This window comes from Mycobacterium sp. NBC_00419 (genome assembly GCF_036023875.1).
GTDB lineage: Bacteria > Actinomycetota > Actinomycetes > Mycobacteriales > Mycobacteriaceae > Mycobacterium.
The window spans coordinates 5222625-5243589 of sequence record NZ_CP107931.1 but is presented as its reverse complement, the minus strand read 5'-3'; the positions used below and the strand labels follow the sequence as shown (position 1 = coordinate 5243589).

Here is a 20965-nt window from a genome sequence, read left to right as displayed (position 1 = left end):
GTGAAGCTACTCCGGCTTGGCGTCTATTCCGGATTCTTTGCGCTGCTGGGCGGTGATCGGCGCGGGTGCATCGGTCAGCGGGTCGACGCCGCCGCCGGACTTGGGGAACGCGATCACGTCGCGGATCGAGTCCGCGCCGAAGAGCAGCGCGGTGATGCGGTCCCAGCCGAACGCGATGCCGCCGTGCGGGGGTGCGCCGAAGGTGAAGGCGTCCAACAGGAATCCGAACTTCTCCTGGGCCTCGGCGTTGTTGATGCCCATCACCGCGAACACCTTCTCCTGGACGTCGCGGCGATGGATACGGATCGAGCCGCCACCGATCTCGTGGCCGTTGCACACGATGTCGTAGGCGTCGGCAAGCACCACGCCGGGATCGGTGTCCACCGAGTCCGCGTACTGCGCCTTGGGTGAGGTGAACGCGTGGTGCACCGCCGTCCACGCACCGGACCCGACGGCGACGTCGCCGGCGGCGGTCGCGTCGCCGGCCGGCTCGAACAGCGGCGGGTCGACGATCCAGGTGAACGCCCACGCGTTCGGATCGATCATGTCCAGGCGCCGGGCGATCTCGCCGCGGGCGGCACCCAGCAGGGCTCGGGAGGTCTTGACGGGGCCGGCGGCGAAGAAGACGCAGTCGCCGGGCTTGGCTCCGACGTGGGCGGCCAGGCCCTCGCGCTCGGCGTCGGAGAGGTTCTTGGCGACCGGGCCGGCCAGTTCACCGTCCTCGCCGATCAGGACGTAGGCCAGCCCCTTGGCGCCGCGTTGTTTGGCCCACTCCTGCCAGCCGTCGAGGGTGCGCCGCGGCTGCGAGGCGCCGCCGGGCATCACGACCGCGCCGACGTACGGCGCCTGGAACACCCGGAACGGGGTGTCGGTGAAGTAGTCGGTGCATTCGACGAGTTCCAGCCCGAACCGCAGATCCGGCTTGTCCGAACCGAACCGGCGCATCGCGTCGGCATAGGTCATCCGCGGGATGGGCCGCGGCACGTCGTATCCGATCAACGCCCACAGCGCGGCGAGGATCTCTTCGGCCACCGCGATGATGTCGTCGGAGTCGACGAAGCTCATCTCCATATCGAGCTGGGTGAACTCGGGTTGGCGGTCGGCGCGGAAGTCTTCGTCGCGGTAGCAGCGGGCGATCTGGTAGTAGCGCTCCATGCCTGCCACCATCAGCAGCTGCTTGAACAGCTGCGGGCTTTGCGGCAGCGCATAGAAGGAGCCGGGCTGCAGTCGGGCCGGCACCAGGAAGTCACGCGCCCCTTCCGGGGTGGACCGGGTCAGGGTGGGGGTTTCGATCTCGACGAAATCGTGGCCCGCGAGCACCGAGCGGGCGGCCGCGTTGGCCTTCGAGCGCAGCCGGATGGCAGCGCCGGGGCCGCCGTCGCGGCGCATGTCGAGGTAGCGGTACTTCAGCCGGGCTTCCTCGCCGGCGGACTCGTCGAGCTGGAACGGCAGCGGTGCGCTCTCCCCCAGCACCGTCAGCGAGGTGGCGTTGACCTCGATGTCACCGGTGGCGATGTCGGCGTTGGCGTTGCCCTCGGGGCGGATTTCCACCACCCCGTCGATGGCGATGCAGAACTCGGCGCGCAGCCGGTGGGCCTGGGCCAGCACGTCAGCGTCCCGGAACACCACCTGGGTGACACCGGACGAGTCGCGCAGGTCGATGAAGATGACACCGCCGTGATCACGGCGCCGCGCGACCCAGCCGGCCAGAGTGACCGTCTGTCCGGCGTCGGTGGCCCGCAACGAACCGGCGGCATGACTGCGCAGCACTGGCTGACTCCTGGAGATTGAGAAATTGGAAACCGGGTGATCAGTCTATGAGGTCGAGCGGACCGCACAGTCGACGCCTCAGTGTATGGTCAGCGCGGAGGTGCGCCTGATGACCACGATGTATCCCTGTGAGCTCGTCGATCTGAGCTTCATCCAGAACGCCCCGTACCGGTTCTCGAACAGCGTCGACCTGGCGATCACGCCGGAGCAGGTGTTCGAGGTTCTCGCCGATGCCGAGTCCTGGCCGCAGTGGGCCAAGGTGATCACCAAGGTCACCTGGACCAGCCCGCAGCCCTACGGCGTGGGCACCACCCGCACCGTGGACATGCTCGGCGGTCTGGTCGGCGACGAGGAGTTCCTCGCCTGGGAGCCGTACAGCTATCTGGCTTTCCGGTTCAACACGGCCTCGAACAAGGCCATCGGCGCGTTCGCCGAGGAGTACCGCGTCGTGCCGACCCCGGGCGGTAGCCGACTGACGTGGACGGTGGCGCAGAAGGCCAACGGCTCGGCCAAGTGGGGACTCATCCTCGGCGGCCCGGTGATGAACCTGTCGTTCAAGTGGTTCCTGGCCAACCTGCGCCGCTACACCGACAAGCGGTACGCCTGATTCAGTACAGGCCTTCCCAGGCCTGACGGCGGGCCGAATCCGGGTCGTCGACGGTGATGTCGCGGCCCGAGCCGATGATGCGGGTCGCCCGCCGCGGGGTGTCGTAGCGCGGCCAATCATCCAGGCCCGGTCCGGTCGCGAAGCCCAGCCAGGTGCGCTGCATCCGGCGACCGACCGACGGCAGCACCCGCCGGCCCAGCGGATGCAGCTTGCGGCCGATGAACGAGCCGTAGCTGTGCTGGATGTGCACGATCTCGCTGCCGTGGGTGGCGCCTAGCCCGATCGCCCGCAGATGCCAGGCCGCATGGTCGAACCGGTAGACGTGGGTGAGCGCGTGGGCGCTGTAGGCGTCGGCGAACGCCCATGTCGGCGCACCGAACATGACGTCGGAGCCGACGTCGATCAGGGCGCTGCGGCGCGGATAGCGCGGATAGGCGGCCAGCACCCTGTCCCGCGCCTCGGGCGCGACGCGCTCGAAGTAGGTGTCGATACCCGGCTGACTAGTCGGCAGCATCGGCGGTTTGGACCAGGCGAACATCGACGCCTCGTGGGTGTTCGTGCCGACGATCAACGGCACCGGGTTGCACTCGCCGCGGCGGGCGGCGTCGATGGGATGGCGCGGCAGCAGGTCCACGCCGAACGTCAGACCGTAGGCCAGCGTTGGTGTCGCCTCGGCGCTGCGGCGCTGAATCTCACCGGCCGCCCGGCGCAACGCGCGCTGCGGCAGGCCTGTCAGCTGCGCCGGAGTGGCACCGACGACGTCGAGGAACTCGTGTGCCCGGCGGGCCCTGGTCTCCCGATCGGCGATCAGGGGCAGCGCCGGGCTTTGGGCGATCGCGCGCGCGAACAGGCCGACGGCTGCCGGGCTGGCCAGCAGCGCCAGCACCGACGTGGCGCCGGCCGATTCGCCGAAGATGGTGACGCACTGCGGATCTCCGCCGAACGCGGCAATGTTGTCGCGCACCCACTGCAGGGCGGCGATCTGGTCGCGCAGGCACAGGTTGTCGGCGAAACCCTCCCCGAGGTCACCGAGTTCGAAACCGCCGAACACCCCGAGCCGGTAGGTCACGTTGACCACGACGACATTGCCGTTGGCGGCCAGCCGGGACCCGTTGTAAAGCTGCAGTTGCCCGGCGCCGTAGACGAACGCCCCGCCAGGGATCCACACCATCACCGGCAGCAACGTCCCGGGCTCGCGCCGCGGCGACCACACGGTGACGGTCAGACAGGCTTCATCGCGGATCTTCGGGTCGTCGCGACCGCCACCGACGAACGAGCGGCCCTGGGGTGGCACCGGCCCGTGCTCGACGGCGTCGCGCAGCCCCGACCACGGCGTGAGCGGTTCGGGAGCCAGGAACCGGCGATGGCCGACGGGTTGCTGCGCGTAGGCGACCCCGCGCCACACCCCGACCCCGCCGTCGGTGGTGCCGCGCAACGCTCCCAAGGAGGTATGAACCACGGTCGACGGATCCGCGACGACAGCCACCGGTGAATCGTAGTGTGGCAAGCTGAACGCGGCTGGTTGCCAGCCTGAACGGTCAATCTTCAAGGAGCGGCGATGACCTTCAACGAGGGTATGCAGATCGACACGAGCACCACCTCCACCGGAGGTGGCGGCGGTGGCGGTCGCGGCATCGCGATCGGCGGCGGCGTCGGCGGTCTGGTCATCGTGCTGCTGGCACTGTTCCTCGGGGTCGACCCCGGCCAGGTGGTCGGCCAGCAGCAGGCGCTGCCGCCCGGCGCCGGTCAGTCGTCGGCCTACGACCTGAGTAAGTGCAAGACCGGTGCGGACGCCAACAAGTACGTCGAGTGCCGCGTGGTGGCCACCGGCAACTCCGTCGACGGGGTGTGGGAGCAGCTGCTGCGCGGGTACAGCCGCCCGAAGATGACGCTGTTCAAGGGTTCGGTGCAGACCGGCTGCGGTCCGGCCACCAGCGACGTCGGCCCGTTCTACTGCCCCGTGGACCGCACCGCCTATTTCGACACCGACTTCTTCCAGGTGCTCAAGACCCAATTCGGTTCCAGCGGTGGGCCGTTGGCCCAGGAGTACGTCGTGGCCCACGAGTACGGCCACCACGTCCAGAACCTGCTCGGCGTGCTCGGCAAGGCTCAGCAGGGCGCCCAGGGCGCGACCGGCAACGGGGTGCGCACCGAACTGCAGGCCGACTGCTACGCCGGGGTGTGGGCGCACTATGCCGCGATCACCAAGCAGCCAGGTACCGATGTGACCTATCTGGAACCGTTGAGCGACAAGGACATCGCCGACGCGCTGTCCGCGGCGGCCTCGGTCGGCGACGACCGCATCCAGAAGCAGGCCACCGGCCGGGTCAACCCCGAGCAGTGGACCCACGGTTCATCTGCCGAGCGCCAGAAGTGGTTCACCGTGGGCTACCAGACCGGTGATCCCAACCAGTGCGACACCTTCAAGGCGCGGGATCTCGGCTAACCGTTACCGCTAGATGCGGGCCTCGACGGCGACTGTGGTGTCGACGGCCCGCATCGGGCGGATCAGCGCATCCTGCGTGAACGAGGCGATCAGCTCGCCCGCTTCGGTGTGGACCGTTCCGCGGATGTAGGACATGCCGGCCCCGGCCTGGGTGCTCTCGTGGGTGTAGAGCAGCCAGCCGGTCCAGGACACCGGCTCGTGGAAACTCACCGTGACCGTCATCGGCGCGGTCGACACCGTGACGTGCGACAGCGCGGTGCCGATGCCCTCGTGAGCGCGCATGCTCGTCGAAATCCCCAGGTGCCCAGTGAAGTACGCGATCAGCGCCTTGGCCAGGTCATCGCGGGCCGGGATGGGGTCGTAGTGCAGCCACGCGTACACCTCGGGTGGGCCGACCTCGTCGGGGCTGTTGATGTCGACGATGTCGACGAGCTTGATTTCCCTTCCGGCCATGGGCATTTCACAGTCGTTGGCCCGATCCGGGCCAGTGACGTCAGGACGTGGCAGATGGTGACGTATCACGTCCTCCGAGGGGACGTCGGTGAAGACCGTGAACGTCATGCACCTCCTGCCGTTCTGGGATGCGGTGACCACCGCGGTCGCGGTGCTGCGCCCCTCGGAGACGACGTCGATGTCGAGAACCACTGGCGGGCCCACCAGAACAGCGCGGGTGAAGACAGAGTGCACCGATCGCACCGACTTGCCCTGGAAGCGTGTGGCCGCCGCGACGATCACCTGAGCCAGCACCTGCGTGCCCTCGACCACCTGTCGTTCGTCGGCGGCGGCGAGGCCGGATTGGGCGATGAAGCGGTCCGTGCCGTCGGGTTCGACCTCGAAGAGATCGAGCAGCTGGCCGAGTGTCCACTGCGTGTGCTGGGTCTGGTCGGTCATGGATTCCCTCACTGCCGGCGTGGTTCGACGGGAGCCGCGGACACACGGTGCTGGCGACATCACCAAGTCATGTTCTACCAGAACGGTAACGTCATTCTCACCAGGGCGGCCAGGCGATAAGGTGTGTCCATGGCCAAGGCCGCCGATCAGGCATCCATCCACGCCGACCCGGAATCCCGGGTCAGCCGCTTCATGCGCTCGGCGCTGTCGATCCTGGCCGAGACCGGCCGCACCGACTTCACCGTGCTGGAGGTCGTCGAACGCTCCAAGACGTCGTTGCGGTCCTTCTACCAGCACTTCTCCACCAAGGACGAGCTGCTGCTGGCGCTGATCGACACGATCATGACCGAGTCGACCAAGACCTGGCGCGAGGAGACCGCCGACCTGCCCGCCGCCGAGGCGCTGCGCGTGCTGATCGAGCGCATCTGCACGCCGGCCGAGACCACCAAGCAGGACAGCATCAACCGCGGCCTGACCTACTACAACGACCACCTCGCGGAGAGCCTGCCGCAGGAGTACGCCAGGGTGCTCTCACCGCTGCACCAGTTGATCGGCGACCTGCTGGAGCGCGGGATGGACGAGGCCGTGTTCCGGGCCGACCTCGAAGCCGAGACGACGTCCGCCCTGATCATGCAGACGGTGCTGGGCGCGATGCGGTTACGCAGCCTCGGCGTCGAACTCAACGGCGTGCCCATCGACGGCGAGCACATCTACGACTTCTGCGTTCAGGGCCTGCTGCCCCGCCCCGGCGCCTAGCCGTTCACGCAGGTAGAGCCGGTACCGAAGCTGTCTCAAAACCTTGGTGGATAGCCTGTGCATCCGTGGTAACGTCATTACCGCTACCGACCAAGCCCACTCTCAGGAGCCGGATATGCCTTCGCGCGAGCTTCCCTACCCGGTGTTCGACGCCGACAACCACTTCTACGAGCCTCAGGAAGCGTTGACGCAGTTCCTGCCCGACAACCGCAAGGGCGTCATCGACTACCTCGACGTCCGCGGGCGGACCAAGATCGTGGTGCGCGGACACATCAGCGACTACATCCCCAATCCGACCTTCGAGGTCGTCGCACGTCCGGGCGCCCAGGAGGAGTACTTCAAGCACGGCAGCGGCGGCAAGAGCTACCGCGAGGTCATGGGCAAACCGATGAAGGCCATCCCTGCCTTCCGCAACCCCGAGGCACGCATCGAGGTACTCGACGGGCTCGGCTTGGACTACACGATCATGTTCCCGACCCTGGCCAGCCTGGTCGAGGAGCGGCTCAAGGACGATCCCGAGTTGATCCTCGACATCGTCCACGCGCTGAACCAGTGGATGTATGAGACCTGGCGCTTCGACTACGAAGGCCGCATCTTCTCCACGCCGGTCATCAACCTCAGCATCGTCGACCGCGCACTCGAGGAACTGCAGTGGTGCCTGGAGCGCGGCGCCAAGACCATCCTGGTGCGGCCGGCCCCGGTAGCGGGTTTCCGCGGTACCCGGTCGATGGGCCTGCCCGAGTTCGACCCGTTCTGGGACGCATGCGTCAAAGCCGGCATCCCGGTCTGCATGCACGCCTCTGACAGCGGGTACTCCGAATACCTCAACGACTGGGAGCCCGCCGACGAGTTCCTGCCGTTCAAGCCCACAGCGTTCCGGATGGTGTCGATGGGCAAGCGGCCCATCGAGGACACCATGGCCGCGCTGGTCTGCCACGGTGCGCTGACCCGCAACCCGGGTCTGCGCATCCTGTCTATCGAGAACGGCGCGTCCTGGCTGCCCTACCTGCTGCACCAGTTCGAGGACGTGTTCGCCAAGCTGCCGCAGGAATTCCCCGAGGACCCGGTCGCGGCATTCAAGCGCGGTGTGTACGTGGCCCCGTTCTGGGAGGACAACTTCAAGCAGATGGCCGACCTGATCGGCGTCGACCGCATCATCTTCGGCTCCGACTGGCCGCACCCCGAGGGTCTGGCCAACCCGATCAACCTGGTCGACGACCTGGTGGCCCAGGGCCTCAACGAGGAAGAGCAACGAAAGGTGATGGGCGGCAACCTGGTCGACCTGTTCAAGGTGCCGAACGTCTCGGTCCACAAGCCCGACGTGCCTGCACTCGTCATCGCTTGAGCGAATCTGATCGTCACAGTGGACGTGTGCGCCGGGACACCGGTGCACACGTCCACTGTCCACTGAAAGCGAGCACGGCACCATGACCGACTCCCCCGAGATCCTGCTGTTCGCCGCCACCACCCAGTCCTTCCTGGACAAGGAAGTTCCGCTGGCCCGGGTCCGCGAATTGCACCGCGACGGTGTCGCTTTCGAACGCGACTGGTGGCAGCGGGCGGCCGAGCTCGGCTGGGTCAGCCTGCTAGTGCCCGAGGAACTCGGGGGCGGCAGCATCTCCGGTGACGGCGTTGCCGACCTGGCGCTGGTGGCCCAGCACAGCGGCAAGACCGTCGCCCCCGGACCGCTGCATCCGGTCTCCATTGTGCTGGCCGGATTGGCTGATGCCGAGGACGGCGAGCGGCACGCCGCAACCGTCGAGGCACTGGTGTCCGGGGAGGCGATCGCGTCCTGGGCCGTCTACGAACCCGGCCAGCCGTGGAACCCCTTGCAGCCCAGCGTTTCTGCTACACCAACCACCGGCGGCTTCCGCATCGACGGCGTCAAGGACCGGGTCGAGGCCGGCGCCGACAGCGACATCCTGTTGGTGGTGGCCGATGTCGCGGGCTCCCCCAGGCAGTTCCTGGTGAGAACCGACGCGCCCGGGGTCAGCGCCGAGGTACAACGCAGCATCGACCTGGTGAAGTCCTACGCCCGAGTCAGCTTCGACGGAGTCGAGGTCGACGAGTCCGCCGCGGTGGGCTCGGCCGAGCAGACCCCGGCGCTGATCGCGCGGCAAACCCAGGTCGCGCTGGTGCTGCAGTGCGCCGAGACCGTCGGCATCCTCGACACCGTCTTCGACATGACGGTGCAGTGGGGCTTCGACCGGCACTCGTTCGGCCGCCCCCTGGTGTCCTACCAGGCGCTCAAGCACAAGTACGCGGACCTGAAGATCTGGCTGGAGGCCTGCCGCGCGACGACGAAGGCGGCTGTGGCCACAGTCGGATCCCGCGCGGCCGACGCCGACCTGGCCGTCAGTATCGCGAAATCCTATGTCGCCGAACATGCCCCGGACATGGTGCAGCTGTGCGTGCAATTACACGGTGGTATCGGGGTGACCTGGGAGCACGACCTGCACCTGTACCTGCGCCGGGTCACCCTGTACCGGTCGATGTACGGCACCCCTGAACACCACAACCTGCGCGTGTATCGGATGACCAAGGAGCTGGAGTCCGCCTGATGACCGAAACCACTGCTGTGCAGACAGAATCAGTCGTCGAGTTCGCCGCCCGCGCCCGCAAGTGGCTGGCCGAGAACATGCCGTCCATCGACCCGAACGACCCGCCCGACGCCGACCGCGGCGAGGAAGCTCCATGGCAGCGGGCCCGCGAACTCCAACGCAAGCTCTGGGAGGGCGGGTTCGCCGGCATCTGCTTTCCGCGCGAGTACGGCGGCCTGGGTCTGCCCATCGAATACCAGCGGGCCTTCGACATCGAGTCCCGCAGCTACGAGATGCCGATCATCCTCAACACACCGACGTTCACCATCTGCGCGGCAACGATTCTCGACATGGGCAGCGAGGAGCAGAAGCGCACACACATCGGCGGAGTGCTGCGTGGCGACGAGGTCCTGGTCCAGTTGCTGTCTGAGCCCAGCGGCGGCTCCGATCTGGCCGGCGTCATCACCCGGGCCGAGCGGCGCGGCGACACGTGGGTCATCAACGGTGCGAAGACCTGGAGCACAAGCGCTTTCGCCGCCGACTACGGAACCCTGCTGGCCCGCACCAACTGGGACGTGCCCAAACACGAGGGACTGACCATGTTCCTGGTGCCGCTGAACGCGCCCGGGATCACCCTTCGGCGCATCAAGCAGGTTAACGGTTCCATCGAGTTCTGCGAGGAGTTCTTCGACGGTCTCGAGGTCGGCGACGACAGCGTGGTCGGCAAGGTCAACGACGGCTGGGCCGTCGCCTCCCGCCAGCTCTACCACGAGCGGCGCGCGGTGGGCGGTGGCTCGGAGTTCTCCAGCGGCATCGGCGCCGAAGGCAAGACTGACAAGCCGACCGACTACGTCGCACTCCTGCAGCGGATCGGCCAGGCCGACAACGAACGGCTCCAGGAGTTGGCGGGCCGGGCGCTGGTACACCGCGCCGTGCAGGAGCAGCTGGTCGATCACGTCTATCACGGCGTCAACGACGGCTCCCTGCCGCCGACGGCGGGCACCATCATCCGTATCTCGCACGCGGAGAACATCAACACCGAACTCGACACCACCCTCGCGATCGCCGGCAGCGCCGGGGTGGTCGACACCGGTGACGACGAGCTGTTCGCCATCGGGAATCGCTACCTGTCCCGACAGACCGCCTCGCTGGGCGGTGGCACCACCGAGGTGGGGCGCAACGTGATCGGCGAGCGGGTGCTGGGCTTCCCGCGCGAGCTGGCCGCCGACAAGGGCGTGCCGTTCAACCAGGTCAAGCGCGGCCGCGGCTAGGTTCCCGCCGTCCCCCCACGTTCGGCGGATCAGAACAGCGTCAACTCCGGCTGGGCCGCGGGTAGCGTTGCCGCACGCGCCGACCTGAATGGCCGGTGGTCTCCGGTCAGCCGGTGCTTGGCGACCAGCGGCGCGGCCCGCCGGCGCAGCATCTGCCGGTAGTCCTCCGGGAGGTAGGCGCTGCGGCGGTACAGCGTGCGGTAGGTCGCGACGAGCTCGGGATGCGAGCGCGCCAGCCAGCCCATGAACCAGCCCCGGGTCGAGCTGCGCAGGTGCAGGCCGAAGACGGTAACCCCGGTGGCACCAGCAGCCGCGATCTGTCCCAGCAGGCTGTCCAGATGCTCGACGGAGTCGGTCAGATGCGGCAGCACCGGCGCCACCATGACATGACAGTCCAGCCCGGCGTCACGGACCGCGGCAATCAGGTCCAGGCGGGCCGCCGGTGACGGCGTGCCGGGTTCGACGTCACGGTGCAGGTCGGGATCGGCGACCGCCAGCGAGATAGCCACCGACAGCGGAACCTGTTGGGCTGCATCGGCAATCAGTGGCAGGTCTCGGCGCAGCAGCGTGCCCTTGGTGAGGATGGACAGCGGTGTGCCAGAACCGGCCAGCGCGGCAATGATTCCCGGCATCAGTGCGTAGCGGCCCTCGGCCCGTTGGTAGGGATCGGTGTTGGTGCCCAGGGCCACGGTGTCACGACGCCAGGACGGGCGGGCAAGTTCGCGGCGCAGCACTTCGACGACGTTGGTCTTCACCACGATCTGGCTGTCGAAGTCCGCGCCGGGATCGAGCTCCAGGTATTCATGGGTGGGGCGCGCGAAGCAATATCGGCAGGCGTGCGCGCAGCCGCGGTAGCCGTTGACGGTGTACTGGAACGGCAGCATGGCCGCGGCGGGGATCTTGTTCAGGGCTGATTTGCACAGCACCTCGTGGAACGTCACACCCTCGAATTGCGGGGTGCGCACCGTGCGCACGAATCCGATGCGCTGCAGACCGGGCAGCGCTCCGTCGTCGACCCTGACCCCCTGGTCCGACCACCGCATCACATCAGTCGAACATGCGTTCGATGCACTGTCAACCCCGATCAGCGGGAAAGATCGGCCTCGGGAAACGCGTCGCTTAGGCCAGCCGAGCGTATTTCCCGTCCAGGTACGGCTGGGCTTCGCGTTGGGGTCGCCCGAGGAAGAAGCCTTGGCCGTATTCGACGCCGAGACCGAGAAGTGTGTGTAGCTGCTCGGGCGTCTCTACAGCCTCAGCCACTGTTTTCGCCTGCAGCTCAGATGCCAGCGTGTTGAGTGCGGTCGTCAACGCACGCTTGGCGGGATCTTCATCGATGCCGTGGATCAACTCGCCGTCGATCTTGATGATGTCCGGTCGCAAGCGCAGCAGTTGGGTGAAACTGGCGTATCCGGCGCCGGCATCGTCGACTGCCAGATGGATTCCGCGAATACGCAGACGCATCAGATCCGCGGCGAGGTAATCGGGAAATGGTTCGTGCTCAGTGATTTCCACGATCAGCGGCCGGTCCTGGCTTGTCAGCATCTCTTGAATCGCCGGCTCGCCCGCCGCACTCGGGCTGAGATTGACCCCAACCGGACACTCACCGGGGTTTGCGCGAGCGGCGGTCAGAATCGTGCGCAGCGCCGCATATTCCAGTTCGATGCCCCGGCCCACCCGCCGGGCAGCACTAAACCATTGCAGTGGTGTGAACTTCGGTGACGCGGGAAAGCGCGTCAGTCCTTCGTATGCAACCGTCGCTCCGCTCGCCAGATGGACGATGGGCTGGAACACCGCACTGAGGGCCTCCGGCTGCATCAGCAGGGTGTCCATTCGGTCCTGCAATCCCTGAACCTCTGCTGCTTCCGGCAGCATCACCGAGGCGACGAAACGCGCTGTGATACTGCTCTTTCCGAGCTCCTCGCCATCTGCCATCGCGTAGGTCAACGTCGAGACGAACTCGCTGATCTCGAGCATGACGTCAATGTCCGTCTCGTCGAACACCCGAGGTGCCCGCGCAGCCAGCATCAGTGATCCGATGGCGTCGTCGCCATGCATCAGGGGAATCACCGCCCACGACCTGGTACCCCACTGCTTGTTCATCGCATGAACACGTTGCGACAGTCGCAAGTCCACGGTCGCGTCATCGATCAGCATGGGTCTTTTCTCCCGCGCCGCAAGGCCCTGGAAACTGCTCGCCTTGGGCACCGCGAAACCCGTCGTAGCCGCAATCACGCCGTGGCAGGACACCGTGACGTACGAATCATCAGAGGCGCGAAGCAGCGCAACGGCTGATCCATCAGCTTTCGGCATGAGTACACACGCCTGCTCAGCAACGCGGCCCATCACCAACGCCGGATCCATCAACGTGGCCAGCGCCGGGACCAACTTCACCACTTCACCCCCCACCCCACCTCAGCTGGACTTGCCGTTGGCAAAGAACGATACCGACCGTCTATCTGACGCGGAGACCTTCCGCCGATGCCGGGTGCTGTACGCCGACACCGGCCAGGTTCTTGCTGCCCGGCCACGGCATCAATGACGCTGGAGCGGTTGACAAATTGTCCACCGACTGTGGGCGGGCGACCAGCAACGTGTCTACGTCATTGAGCGCCGGGCGTATTGACTCTGGTTGGTCGTAAATCGCTGCAACAGCCGCTCCGTAGCGGGCACCCGCCACTCGCGTCAATCATCCAACTCCCCCGCAATTCCTCGCTCCAGCGCACCGCGGGTCCGATCCGGCAGCACCACCAAGCCCTCGAGTTCACCGCGGGCAAGGTCGTACGCGCGCTCGCGCTCCTGCGGAGTCGCCCCGCCGTCGGAGGCCACCCGCAGCAGGCTCTGGGCGCGGGTCAGCCGCTGCTGGTCCTCGCGGCTGAAGTCGCTGCGCCGCCGGCGCGCCGCCTCGGCCTCGGCGGCGCCGAATGCCGTCGCGTAGGCCTCCACGGCGTCGAGATACTGCCGGGCGGCCTCGGGATCGTCGAGCAGCTCCTCGGCCTTGGCCGGCCGCAGCAGGTCGGCACGCAGCTTGGCCCGGTGGAACGCCACCGTCAGCGGCTCACGCATATCGGTCATCACCGGGAAATCCAGCAGCTTGGCGGCATCGAGTTCGTAGTCCAGCCAGCGCCTGTCGGTGCGGCTGTGTTCGTCGAGCACGCGGGTGATCGTGCGCCATTGCGCGGCTTGGCTTTTCGGCTCAGAACGTTCGGCAGGCAGAGCTGGTTCATCAGCAGCACCCGGGTTCTGACGCCGGTTGAGCGCCGAGACCCCCTTGATGGCCGCATAGATCGCACCCGCCAACGGCACCAGGATCAGCAGCAGCTCGGCCAACCGGAAGATCATCCCCACACCAGCCAGCATGCCACCACTGGGTATTGGCATGATGCCCATCATGTGATTAGCATGATCAGCATCATGCGAAATGCACCATCTCGCCGCCGGCTCGGCAAGCAGCAGTCACTCGAGCGAATCCTCGACGCCGCCGCACGCAGGCTGCGCGAAGAGGGCATCGAGGGAACCGCGATCGTGCCCGTCATGCACGACGCCGGCCTCACCCATGGCGCCTTCTACTCCCATTTCGACACCAAGAGCGAACTCGCCGACGCGGCATTCGCCCACGCCATCACCACGGGCCGTTCGCACTGGATCAAACCCGGGCCGAAAGAACCCTGGAACGAACGACTCAAACGCCTCGCCCGGCGCTACCTGACCCCGGCGCACCGCGACGACCTCGGCACCGCATGCGGCTTCGCCGCGCTCAGCTCGGACGCCGCCCGGGCCCCGGATAGTTTCCGCGCCACCTATCAGCGCGAGCTGGAGATCTCCCTGGCCGCGGTCTGCGACGGCGAGGAAACCGAGGACCGGATGGACGACGCCATCGCGCTGGCCATCATCTGCTTCGGCGGCATCGCCCTGGCGCGGGCGGTCCCCGACGACGAGTTCTCGGCACGGGTTCTACGGATCGCCCGTGAGACCGCGGCCACCTACGCCGACCACACCCGCCCCGAAGGACACCGATGACCAACGCCACCCCGTACGGCCACCTGAAGTACGCCGAGGTCCTGGGCAAGCGGATGGCCTACATCGACGAGGGCGCCGGTGACGCGATCGTGTTCCAGCATGGCAACCCCACGTCGTCCTACCTGTGGCGCAACGTCATGCCCCACCTCGAGGGACTGGGCCGGCTCGTGGCCTGCGACCTGATCGGCATGGGCAGCTCCGACAAGCTCCCGGACTCCGGGCCCGGCAGTTACCACTACCGGGAACAACGCGAATACCTCTTCGCGCTCTGGGACGCACTGGACCTCGGCGACAACGTCACCCTGGTCCTGCACGACTGGGGCACCGCGCTGGGATTCGACTGGGCCAACCAGCATCGCGACCGCGTCGCCGGCATCGCCTTCATGGAAGGCATCGCCAAGCCGATCAGCTGGGCGAACTTCCCCAACCGGGTACGTCCGGTCTTTCAGGGCTTCCGCTCCCCCGAAGGCGAGCAGATGGTCCTGACCGACAACGTCTTCGTCGAGGGCGTGCTGCCCGCCTCGATTCTGCGCACCCTGTCCGATACGGAGATGGAGCACTACCGCCGTCCCTTCGCCACGCCCGGCGAGGATCGGCGCCCGACGCTGTCCTGGCCACGCAACATCCCGATCGACGGTGAGCCCGCCGACGTCGCCGCCGTGGTGAGCGACTATGCCGCGTGGCTCGAAACCAGTGACGTGCCCAAGCTTTTCGTCAACGCCGAGCCGGGCGCACTGATGCGCGGCGAGATCCGCGACTACGTGCGCACCTGGCCCAACCTCACCGAGGTGACCGTGCCGGGCATCCACTTCATCCAGGAGGACAGTGCCGACGAGATCGGCGCGGCCGTAGCCCAATTCGTGCGGAGCCTGCGTCGTACTGCTTGACTGGCCGTCATGCCGCAGACCGAACTGCTCTTCTCCTACGGGACGCTGCGCCAGCGCGACGTTCAGCTGGCCACCTTCGGCCGCGAACTCGACGGTGAGCTCGACGCCATCGCCGGCTACGAGCTGGACCATGTGACGATCACCGATCCGCACGTCATCGCCACCAGCGGCAGCGACCGCCATCCGATCCTGAAACCCGCCGGCGACGACGCCGCCGTGGAGGGCACCGTCTTCGCGATCACGCCAGCCGAACTGGCCGCCGCCGACGACTACGAGGTCGACGACTATGCCCGCGTTGCAGTTCCGCTGAGATCGGGCCGCACCGCGTGGGTCTACGTTTTCGCCGGTTAGGACGTCCAGCGCGACAGGTAGCACTGCGGGCTGTACGCAGCGTCCTGCGCGACAGCCACCTGGCCGTCAACGGACACCTCACAGTGCGCGTTCGGCGCGGCCTGGCCGCCATGGGTGGTGCTCCCGACCTGCAGGAACGCCCACTGCGGATCCGCGAGCGTGGTGGTGAAGACCCACGGCGCATCCGGGGACACGCTGATGGTCTCGCGCTTCATGAACGCGTCGGAGTTGGCGTTGAACGCATCCTTGCTCGGCGGCTGCGCGGTCAGATAGGTGATGGTGAAGTCGTAGGTGCCGCCGGTGGCGAGCGTGTAGGTCACCTGGTGCCCGGCCGCCGGATCGGCGGCAGCGACCGCTCCAGTGCCGGCAACACCGGCAGCCGCCAATACCAGCGCCGCACCAACCCTTGCTGTCACTTTTCGCATATCGGCCATATCGGCCACCGTACCGAGGCCGTTACGCGATGCGCCGCCCGCATCGGCCCAGCGAAGTAGCTAGCACGTTAATGCGTTCGTCACATACAGACATTTCACAGAAACTTCTGCGCTCTAACGTCCGGTGTCTACATCGCTGTGGGTCCCGTCGGCTTCGTTGCTGCCGGGACCCAATGCTTGTCACTCACAATAGGAAAGGGCATCCATGCACCTTCGACGTTCCGTAGTGAACCGATCGGCACTGGCCGCGGGAAGTATTGTTTGCGCGGCGAGCCTGGTGTTGTCCGGCTGCGGAAGCAAGGCCAGTGAGACCGATTCAGCAAAGTCGGAATCGTGCGTGGACACCTCAGGTTCCAGCATCAAAGTGGGCTCGTTGAACTCGCTGTCGGGAACGATGGCGATCTCCGAGGTCACCGTGCGGGACTCCATCAAACTCGCCGTCGACGAGATCAACGCCAGGGGCGGTGTCCTGGGCAAGCAGATCACGATCGTCGGCGAGGACGGCGCCTCCGACCCGGCCGTTTTCGCCCAGAAGGCCGAAAAGCTGATCAAGGACGACTGCGTGGCCGCGGTGTTCGGCGGCTGGACCTCCTCGAGCCGCAAGGCCATGCTGCCGGTCTTCGAGAGCAACAATTCGCTGCTCTACTACCCGGTGCAGTACGAGGGCCTGGAGTCCTCCAAGAACATCTTCTACACCGGCGCCACCACCAACCAGCAGATCGTGCCGGCACTGGACTACCTCAAGGAGAAGGGCGTCAAGTCCCTCTACCTGGTGGGCAGTGACTACGTGTTCCCGCAGACCGCCAACCGCATCATCAAGGCCTACGCCGCGGCCAACGGCATCGAGATCAAGGGCGAGGACTACACCCCGCTGGGCTCCACCGACTTCTCGACGATCGTCAACAAGGTCCGCGCGTCCAACGCCGGAGCGGTGTTCAACACCCTCAACGGCGACTCCAACGTCGCGTTCTTCAAGGAGTACACCAACGCCGGCCTGACCGCGCAGAAGATGCCGGTGGTCTCGGTCTCGATCGCTGAGGAAGAGGTCCAGGGCATCGGTGCGCAGAACATCGAGGGCCAGTTGACGGCCTGGAACTACTACCAGACCCTCGACAACCCGGTGAACAAGGCCTTCGTCGCGGCGTTCAAAGCCAAGTACGGCGAGAACCGGGTCACCTCGGACCCGATGGAGGCTGCCTACGTGTCGGTCTACCTGTGGAAGAACACCGTCGAGAAGGCAAAGTCCTTCGACGTCAAAGCAATCCAGGACAACGCGGGCGGTGTAACCTTCGACGCCCCCGAGGGTCTGGTCACCATCGACGGCGAGAACCACCACATCACCAAGACCGCACGCATCGGTGAGATCAAGCCCGACGGCCTGATCTACACCATCTGGTCCTCCCCCGGCCCGATCACGCCGGACCCGTACTTGAAGTCCTACCCGTGGGCCAAGGGTCTGTCGGGCTAGACAGGAGCGAGAGAGCGACGGGGAACTAACACGGTATGGATGTCCTTGTCGGACAGCTGGCAACGGGATTGAGCCTCGGCTCGATCCTGTTGCTGGCTGCACTCGGACTCTCACTGACCTTCGGTCAGATGGGCGTCATCAACATGGCGCACGGCGAATTCATCATGGTCGGCTGCTACACCGCTTACGTGGTGCAGAAGGTCATCTCGAATGCCGGTGCCTCCCTAATCGTTTCGCTCGTCGTCGGGTTCGTGATCGGGGGTCTACTCGGAGTGCTGCTGGAAGTCACGCTGATCCAGCGGATGTATGACCGTCCGCTGGACACGCTGCTGGTGACCTTCGGCGTCGGGCTGATCCTGCAGCAGGCCGCCCGCAGCATCTTCGGCGCTCCGGCGGTGAACGTGACCGCACCGTCGTGGCTATCCGGCGGTGTGGAGATCCTGGGCGCCGTAGTGCCCAAGACCCGCATCTTCATCCTGCTGCTGGCCATCGTCGCCGTGGTGGCCCTGACGCTGCTGATGAAGACCAGCCCACTGGGCCGGCGAATCCGCGCGGTGGTGCAAAACCGCGACCTGGCCGAAACCAGCGGCATCTCGAGTCGCAAGACCGACATCACCACGTTCTTCATCGGGTCCGGTCTGGCCAGCGTCGCCGGTGTGGCGCTGACCCTGATCGGATCCACCAGTTCGACCATCGGGCAGAGCTATCTGATCGACGCATTCCTGGTGGTCGTGGTCGGCGGACTCGGACAGATCAAGGGCACCGTCATCGCGGCGTTCGCCCTGGGCCTGCTGAACTCGTTCATCGAGTACAGCACCACCGCGTCGCTGGCCAAGGTGATCGTGTTCGTGATCATCGTGATCTTCCTGCAGGTCCGCCCGCAGGGCTTGTTCACGGTCCGGACGAGGAGTCTCGTATGAGAAGCGTCATCGGACGCTGGCAGACCTGGGCGGGTTTCGCCGTCGCCGCTGCCGTGCTGTTCGGCCTGGCACCCGCGGTGCTCAGCAGCTTCCGACTCGGCCTGCTGGGTCAGTACCTGTGCTTTGCCATCGTGGCCGCCGGCATCGGGCTGGCCTGGGGCCGCGGCGGCATGCTCACCCTCGGCCAAGGCGTGTTCTTCGGCCTGGGCGCCTACATGATGGGTATGCACCTCAAGATCGCCGACGCCGAGGTCCGCAAGCAGGCCGTGCCCGACTTCATGCAGATCGCGGGAATCCCTGCGCTGCCGGCCTATTGGGAGCCGTTCTCCTCGGCGGCGTTCACGTTGTTCGCCATCGTGGTGATCCCCACCGCGATCGCCGCCCTGCTGGGGCTCGGCGTGTTCAAGCGCCGGGTCAAGGGTGCGTATTTCGCGATCCTGTCCCAGGCCCTGGCCGCCGCGCTGGCCATCCTGCTCGTTGGGCAGTCCACGCTCGGTGGTAGCAACGGGCTCAACGGTTTTCGCACCTTCTTCGGGTTCAAGCTGTCCGACCCGCTGAACCGGCAGATGCTGTACTTCATCGCGGCGGGCACCCTGCTGGTGGTGGTCGCGGTGGTACGCCAGCTGATGCACAGCCGCTACGGCGAACTGCTGGTCGCGGTGCGCGACGGCGAGGAGCGGGTCCGGTTCCTGGGATACGACCCCGCCAACATCAAGGTGGTGGCCTACACCCTGGCCGCGCTGTTCGCCAGCATCGCCGGTGCGCTGTTCGCACCGATCATTGGCTTCATCACCCCGGCGCAGGTCGGGGTGGTGCCCTCGATCGCGTTCCTGATCGGGGTGGCCATCGGCGGCCGGACCACACTGCTGGGCCCGATCCTCGGCGCGGTCGGGGTCGCATGGGCGCAAACCGCGTTCTCCGAACGGTTTCCGTCGGGCTGGACCTACGCCCAGGGTCTGCTGTTCATCGTCGTCGTCGGGTTCTTCCCGGCCGGGCTGGCCGGAATCGGGACGCTTCTGCGCAGGCGACGGCGCAAGGCGGAGCCGCCCGCAGCGCCCGACCCGGATCCGCTCGACGAGGCCGAGAAAGTCGGGGCCGCATCATGACCCTCGCCGAACCGATGGCCGGCGGCAATGTCGGCATGGGCAGCGAATACCTCGAAGTTCGCGATCTGACAGTTGATTTCGACGGCTTCAAGGCGGTCAGCGGGGTCGACCTCACGCTGTTCCAGGGCGATCTGCGGTTCCTGATCGGACCCAACGGCGCGGGCAAGACCACCGTCATCGACGCGATCACCGGACTGGTACCGGCCAGCGGATCGGTGAACAAGTCCGGCGCCGACCTGCTCGGCAAGAAGGTCCACCAGATCGCCAGGCTCGGGGTGGGCCGAACCTTCCAGACCGCCAGCGTCTTCGAGCAACTGACCGTGCTGCAGAACCTCGATATCGCCGCCGGGGCGGGTCGATCGTGGTGGACGTTGTTGCGCAGGCGTGGCGCAGTCCTGCCGGCGATCGAGGAGGCCCTCGAGACCATCGGCCTGACCGACCTGGCCGACCAGCCGGCCGGCGTGCTGGCGCACGGCCAGAAGCAGTGGCTGGAGATCGGCATGCTGCTGGTACAGAACGCCGACGTCCTGCTGCTCGACGAGCCGGTTGCCGGAATGAGCGGTGAGGAACGCGAAGAGACCGGAAACCTGTTGCGCCGCATCGGCTCCACCCGCACGGTGGTGGTCGTCGAGCACGACATGGACTTCATGCGTGCGTTCGCCACCTCGGTGACGGTGCTGGCCCGCGGGCAGGTCATCGCCGAAGGCACGGTGGCCGAGGTCCAAGCCAACCCGAAGGTGCAGGAGGTCTACCTCGGCACCGCCGCGGCCGGGACCTCCGATTTGGAGGCCGACGAATAATGCTGGAACTCATCGATGTTCGTACCGGCTACGGGCGGTCGCAGGTCATTCACGGCGTCAGCGTCGAGGTGCCCTCGGACGGGGTGGCCGCGGTCATGGGCCACAACGGCGCGGGGAAGACCACCCTGCTGCGTGCCGCGGTGGGTCTGCTCAAGTGCTCGGCGGGCAAGGTGCTGCTCGACGGGGAGGACGTCACCAAACTGCGTCCCAGCGCGCGGGTGGCCCGCGGCCTGGCCTACGTGCCGCAGGGTCAGCAGTCCTTCGGCCAGTTGACCACCGCCGAGAACCTGCAGGTGGTCGCGGACGGTCGCAAGAACGGTAAGCAGCTCGTCGACGAACAGCTCGACCTGTTCCCCGCGCTCAAGGAACTGCTGGGCCGGCGCGCCGGGCTGCTCTCCGGTGGCCAGCGCCAGCAGCTGGCGATCGCCCGCGCACTGATCACCACACCGAAGATCCTGATTCTCGACGAGCCCACCGAAGGCATCCAGCCCTCGGTGGTCGCCGAGATCGAGGCCGCCATCACCGCCCTGACGAGCCGGGGCGATCTCGGTGTCCTGTTGGTCGAGCAGCACATCGGCTTCGCGCTGGAATCCGCTCAGCAGTACTACATCCTGGAGTCCGGCCGGGTGACGTCCAGCGGTGCGGGCGGCTCGGCGTCGGAGGCCGACGTGCGCGCCGCGATGGCGATCTAGGGACGGCCC

At 66.7% G+C, this 20965-nt stretch carries 21 protein-coding genes; 14 read left to right on the top strand and 7 right to left on the bottom strand.

Features of this window, described 5'->3' with window-relative positions:
- Positions 1-6 precede the first annotated feature (6 nt).
- Positions 7-1770: an aspartate--tRNA ligase gene (gene aspS / locus OG976_RS25085; protein ID WP_328355217.1), complete on the bottom strand. Its 1764-nt coding sequence runs from the start codon at positions 1768-1770 to the stop codon at positions 7-9.
- A gap of 118 nt (positions 1771-1888) precedes the next feature.
- Here aspS and OG976_RS25080 point away from each other — a divergent pair, with 118 nt between their 5' ends.
- Positions 1889-2377 carry an SRPBCC family protein gene (locus OG976_RS25080; RefSeq protein WP_328363989.1) on the top strand — a complete coding sequence of 163 codons (489 nt, stop codon included), beginning with the start codon at positions 1889-1891 and terminating at the stop codon, positions 2375-2377.
- A gap of 1 nt (position 2378) precedes the next feature.
- Here OG976_RS25080 and OG976_RS25075 read toward each other — a convergent pair whose 3' ends face one another.
- A complete protein-coding gene (locus tag OG976_RS25075; RefSeq protein ID WP_328355215.1) occupies positions 2379-3863 on the bottom strand; it encodes a carboxylesterase/lipase family protein in 1485 nt (494 codons plus the stop codon).
- 72 nt (positions 3864-3935) lie between these two features.
- Between OG976_RS25075 and ypfJ the strand changes: the two genes are divergently transcribed.
- Positions 3936-4823: a KPN_02809 family neutral zinc metallopeptidase gene (gene ypfJ, locus OG976_RS25070; RefSeq protein ID WP_328355212.1), complete on the top strand. Its 888-nt coding sequence runs from the start codon at positions 3936-3938 to the stop codon at positions 4821-4823.
- Between the two features lie 9 nt (positions 4824-4832).
- On the opposite strand, the gene OG976_RS25065 is transcribed toward ypfJ, so the two are convergent.
- Positions 4833-5714: an acyl-CoA thioesterase gene (locus tag OG976_RS25065; RefSeq protein ID WP_328355209.1), complete on the bottom strand. Its 882-nt coding sequence runs from the start codon at positions 5712-5714 to the stop codon at positions 4833-4835.
- A gap of 129 nt (positions 5715-5843) precedes the next feature.
- On the opposite strand from OG976_RS25065, the gene OG976_RS25060 reads away from it, so the two are divergent.
- From OG976_RS25060 to OG976_RS25045, 4 genes are all read left to right on the top strand, one after another.
- Entirely contained in the window at positions 5844-6470 is a 627-nt protein-coding gene (locus OG976_RS25060; RefSeq protein WP_328355207.1) for a TetR/AcrR family transcriptional regulator, read from the top strand.
- 115 nt (positions 6471-6585) lie between these two features.
- Positions 6586-7815 carry an amidohydrolase family protein gene (locus tag OG976_RS25055; RefSeq protein WP_328355205.1) on the top strand — a complete coding sequence of 410 codons (1230 nt, stop codon included), beginning with the start codon at positions 6586-6588 and terminating at the stop codon, positions 7813-7815.
- Positions 7816-7897: 82 nt separating this feature from the next.
- On the top strand, positions 7898-9031 hold the full coding sequence (locus tag OG976_RS25050) for an acyl-CoA dehydrogenase family protein (RefSeq protein ID WP_328355202.1): 1134 nt from the start codon (positions 7898-7900) through the stop codon (positions 9029-9031).
- A complete protein-coding gene (locus OG976_RS25045) occupies positions 9031-10281 on the top strand; it encodes an acyl-CoA dehydrogenase family protein (RefSeq protein WP_328355199.1) in 1251 nt (416 codons plus the stop codon). The genes OG976_RS25050 and OG976_RS25045 overlap by 1 nt, the downstream gene beginning before the upstream one ends.
- A 29-nt stretch (positions 10282-10310) precedes the next feature.
- Here OG976_RS25045 and OG976_RS25040 read toward each other — a convergent pair whose 3' ends face one another.
- From OG976_RS25040 to OG976_RS25030, 3 genes are all read right to left on the bottom strand, one after another.
- Positions 10311-11324, bottom strand: coding sequence for an Rv2578c family radical SAM protein (locus OG976_RS25040; protein ID WP_328355194.1), 1014 nt, complete (start codon positions 11322-11324; stop codon positions 10311-10313).
- Positions 11325-11400: 76 nt separating this feature from the next.
- On the bottom strand, positions 11401-12672 hold the full coding sequence (locus OG976_RS25035) for a sensor domain-containing phosphodiesterase (RefSeq protein WP_328355191.1): 1272 nt from the start codon (positions 12670-12672) through the stop codon (positions 11401-11403).
- Positions 12673-12963: 291 nt separating this feature from the next.
- On the bottom strand, positions 12964-13626 hold the full coding sequence (locus OG976_RS25030; RefSeq protein ID WP_328363987.1) for a hypothetical protein: 663 nt from the start codon (positions 13624-13626) through the stop codon (positions 12964-12966).
- A gap of 66 nt (positions 13627-13692) precedes the next feature.
- On the opposite strand from OG976_RS25030, the gene OG976_RS25025 reads away from it, so the two are divergent.
- The 3 genes from OG976_RS25025 to OG976_RS25015 are packed head-to-tail and all read left to right on the top strand — an operon-like array spanning position 13693 to position 15536.
- Positions 13693-14298 (top strand): TetR/AcrR family transcriptional regulator, encoded by a 606-nt coding sequence (locus OG976_RS25025; RefSeq protein WP_328355188.1) that lies wholly within the window; start codon positions 13693-13695, stop codon positions 14296-14298.
- Positions 14295-15185, top strand: a complete 891-nt coding sequence (locus tag OG976_RS25020) for a haloalkane dehalogenase (protein ID WP_328355185.1) — start codon at positions 14295-14297, stop codon at positions 15183-15185. Before OG976_RS25025 ends, OG976_RS25020 begins: the two co-directional genes overlap by 4 nt.
- Before the next feature lie 9 nt (positions 15186-15194).
- Entirely contained in the window at positions 15195-15536 is a 342-nt protein-coding gene (locus OG976_RS25015; RefSeq protein WP_328355182.1) for a gamma-glutamylcyclotransferase family protein, read from the top strand.
- Here the strand turns inward: OG976_RS25015 and OG976_RS25010 are convergent.
- Positions 15533-15970: a hypothetical protein gene (locus OG976_RS25010; RefSeq protein WP_442930386.1), complete on the bottom strand. Its 438-nt coding sequence runs from the start codon at positions 15968-15970 to the stop codon at positions 15533-15535. The two genes, OG976_RS25015 and OG976_RS25010, sit on opposite strands and share 4 nt — an antisense overlap.
- 205 nt (positions 15971-16175) lie before the next feature.
- Between OG976_RS25010 and urtA the strand changes: the two genes are divergently transcribed.
- From urtA to urtE, 5 genes are read left to right on the top strand one after another with little or no spacing between them, the layout of a single operon-like run.
- Complete coding sequence (gene urtA, locus OG976_RS25005) at positions 16176-17438, top strand: urea ABC transporter substrate-binding protein (RefSeq protein WP_328355179.1); 1263 nt, start codon at positions 16176-16178, stop codon at positions 17436-17438.
- A 35-nt stretch (positions 17439-17473) separates the two neighbouring features.
- Complete coding sequence (gene urtB / locus OG976_RS25000; RefSeq protein ID WP_328355176.1) at positions 17474-18358, top strand: urea ABC transporter permease subunit UrtB; 885 nt, start codon at positions 17474-17476, stop codon at positions 18356-18358.
- On the top strand, positions 18355-19464 hold the full coding sequence (gene urtC / locus OG976_RS24995) for an urea ABC transporter permease subunit UrtC (RefSeq protein ID WP_328355174.1): 1110 nt from the start codon (positions 18355-18357) through the stop codon (positions 19462-19464). Before urtB ends, urtC begins: the two co-directional genes overlap by 4 nt.
- Entirely contained in the window at positions 19461-20264 is an 804-nt protein-coding gene (gene urtD / locus OG976_RS24990; RefSeq protein WP_328355172.1) for an urea ABC transporter ATP-binding protein UrtD, read from the top strand. The genes urtC and urtD overlap by 4 nt, the downstream gene beginning before the upstream one ends.
- Positions 20264-20956 carry an urea ABC transporter ATP-binding subunit UrtE gene (gene urtE / locus OG976_RS24985; protein ID WP_328355169.1) on the top strand — a complete coding sequence of 231 codons (693 nt, stop codon included), beginning with the start codon at positions 20264-20266 and terminating at the stop codon, positions 20954-20956. Before urtD ends, urtE begins: the two co-directional genes overlap by 1 nt.
- The last annotated feature ends 9 nt before the right edge of the window (positions 20957-20965 follow it).